Origin of the sequence: Arthrobacter sp. Hiyo1, from assembly GCF_001263615.2 — a bacterium.
In the GTDB taxonomy this organism is placed as follows: domain Bacteria; phylum Actinomycetota; class Actinomycetes; order Actinomycetales; family Micrococcaceae; genus Arthrobacter.
In genome coordinates this window covers 279,936-282,498 of sequence record NZ_DF952469.1, presented here as the reverse complement: position 1 = coordinate 282,498, position 2,563 = coordinate 279,936, and the positions used below count along the sequence as shown (strand labels likewise).

1 protein-coding gene and 2 pseudogenes are annotated in these 2,563 nt (G+C 66.0%); 1 reads left to right on the top strand and 2 read right to left on the bottom strand.

The annotated features are described in order from the left end of the window. The coding region (locus AHiyo1_RS05840; RefSeq protein ID WP_059387910.1) for a sugar porter family MFS transporter at positions 1-1,160 on the top strand (1,160 nt) is incomplete at its 5' end. Here the strand turns inward: AHiyo1_RS05840 and AHiyo1_RS05835 are convergent. Continuing rightward, positions 1,157-2,316, bottom strand: a pseudogene (locus tag AHiyo1_RS05835) (uroporphyrinogen-III synthase). The gene AHiyo1_RS05840 and the pseudogene AHiyo1_RS05835 overlap by 4 nt on opposite strands. A gap of 10 nt (positions 2,317-2,326) precedes the next feature. Continuing rightward, a pseudogene (locus AHiyo1_RS05830) lies at positions 2,327-2,563 on the bottom strand (uroporphyrinogen-III C-methyltransferase); the annotation flags it as partial.

Genomic DNA, 2,563 nt, shown 5'->3' with positions numbered 1-2,563 from the left:
TGCTCGCGGTACTGTTCTTCGCCGGCACCTTGGTGTGCGTGTTCACCCCGAGTGTCGGCGTGCTCGTCGTCGGCCGCGTCCTGCTCGGTCTCGCCGTGGGCGGCGCCTCGGCGGTGGTCCCCGTGTTCCTGGCGGAGATGGCCCCGTTCGAGATCCGTGGTTCCCTGGCGGGCCGCAACGAGCTCATGATCGTCGTCGGTCAGCTGGCGGCTTTCGTCGTCAACGCCATCATCGGCATCGTGTGGGGTGACGTTCCCGGCGTCTGGCGCATCATGCTTGCGGTCTGCGCGTTGCCGGCGATCGCGCTGTTCTTCGGCATGCTCCGCGTGCCCGAGTCGCCGCGCTGGCTGGTGGAGAAGGGCCGGCACGATGAGGCCCTCGCCGTGCTTCGGTCCGTCCGTTCCGAGGACCGTGCGCTCGCGGAGCTCGGCGAGGTGGAGAACGTCGCCAAGGAGGAGCGGGAGAGCCAGCAGATCGGCTGGCGTGCGGTCTTCAGCAACAAGAACCTGTTCCGCATCCTGCTTGTGGGAATCGGCTTGGGCGTCGCCCAACAGCTGACCGGCATCAACTCGATCATGTATTACGGCCAGACGGTGCTCGTCGAGTCGGGCTTCAACGAGAGCGGCGCGCTCATCGCGAACATCGCGCCCGGAGTGATCGCCGTGATCGGCGGCGTCATCGCCTTGACCCTGATGGACCGGATCGACCGTCGCAAGACCTTCATTCTGGGCCTCGCGCTGACCACCAGTTGCCACCTGCTCATCGGGTTCGCCTCCATGATGTTGCCCGTCGGCAACCCGATCCGCCCGTACGTGATCCTCTTCCTGGTGGTTGCCTTCGTGGGGTCCATGCAGACGTTCCTGAACGTCGCGGTGTGGGTCTACCTGTCGGAGGTCTTCCCGCTGCACATGCGCGGCTTCGGCACCGGCGTCTCGATCTTCTTCCTCTGGGTCGTCAACGGATTCCTTTCGCTGTTCTTCCCGTCGCTGGTCGCGGGGCTCGGGATCACGGGCACTTTCTTCCTTTTCGCCGTCGTCGGGGCGCTTGCCCTGGTCTTCGTCGTCAAGCAAGTTCCGGAAACCCGTGGCCGGACCTTGGAAGCGCTGGAGGAAGACGTCACCACCGGTGCCATCTACCTCGTCCACAGGAACCAGGGCTAGACGCGCAACCGGTAACCCCGCTTGACGACGGTTTCCACGAGCTTTCCGTCCGGCAGCGAGGACCGCAAGCGGCTCACCGTCATGTCCAGGGCGTGGACCGAGCCACGCAATTCCAGAAGGTCGGAAAGGGCCTCTCGGGACAGCACCGCGCCCCCGGCTCCCAAAAGCGCGCGCAGCAGGAGCAGCGGAGCCGGGGCCAGTTCCACCACGGAACCATCGATCCTCAAACAGCGGCCGCGCAGCTCGATGTGCCCTGCGGGAGTGTCGAGCCGGCGGACATGGTTCAGGGCCAGATGTTCGGTGACGAGCCGGATGAGCGCACCCATGCGGTAGCGGTCCGGGATGAGGGGCTGAGCCCGGCGTCGACCAACGGCTGTGCGGTGACAGGCCCGACGGCGGCGACGGTCACCTGGGTCTTGAGTGCCTCGATCAGCTGACGGTACAGGCCCATCTCGTGGGCCGTGCTCCACATGGCGTCTACTGCGGGCGCGCTCGTAAAGGTGAGCACATCCAAGTCCCCGGAGCAGGCGGCTTCGATGAGGCGCGGAAGCTTGTCTTCGCCGTCGGGCTTTACCCAGCGGTACGGGGTGACAGTGAGGACCGTCGCGCCGGACATGCGGAGGCGCTCCAACTGGCGGACGTCGGTGTAGCCGTGCAATTGCACGGCGACGGTCTTCCCGCGGACTCCTTCCTGAAGGAGCATATCCACCAGTGTGGCGGTGGTTTCGTCACTGCTGATCCCGACGTCGGCAAGGCCTGCCGCGCGGACTGCACCCCGGGCTTTTGGCCCGCGCACGAACATGCGGCAGGCCCCCAGCACATCGAGAAGTTGCTCGCCGATGCCGAAGGAGTCCGCGGCTTCGCACCAGCGCCGCATGCCGTAGGCGGTGGTGGCGATGCAGATATCCGGCTTGGCCGCGATGATCGTTTTCGTGTCCTCGATGAGGGTGATGTCTTCCTGGACCGGCGCGATCTTCAAAGCCGGAGCGTGCAGCACGGAAGCGCCGCGCCGCTCGAGCGCCTCGATCAGGTCACGTGAACGCCGGTGTGAAGTCACTCCGATCCGGAAACCGTCCAGCGGCGCATCGTCGTTTGGTCCAGGGGTGGCCAGCGGCGAGCCTGCATCGATGGAATCAAGGGCATTCAGCGTAGTCATGTGTGTTCTTTCAGGCTTCAAGGAGGGAAGCCGCGAGGAGGTCAAGGTCTGCGGTGGCTTCGGTGTGATCGCGGTTGGCTTCGGCCACGCGGACCACCTCGCCGATGACCAGGACGGCCGGGTTGGTGCAGCCTGCGGCCGCGGTTTCGATGGTGCCGAGTTCGGCGATGGTGGTGCGCTGCCCGGGCGGTAGCCGCGTTCGACGACGGCTATGGGCATCGCGGGATCCATCCCGGCCCGCCTTAGC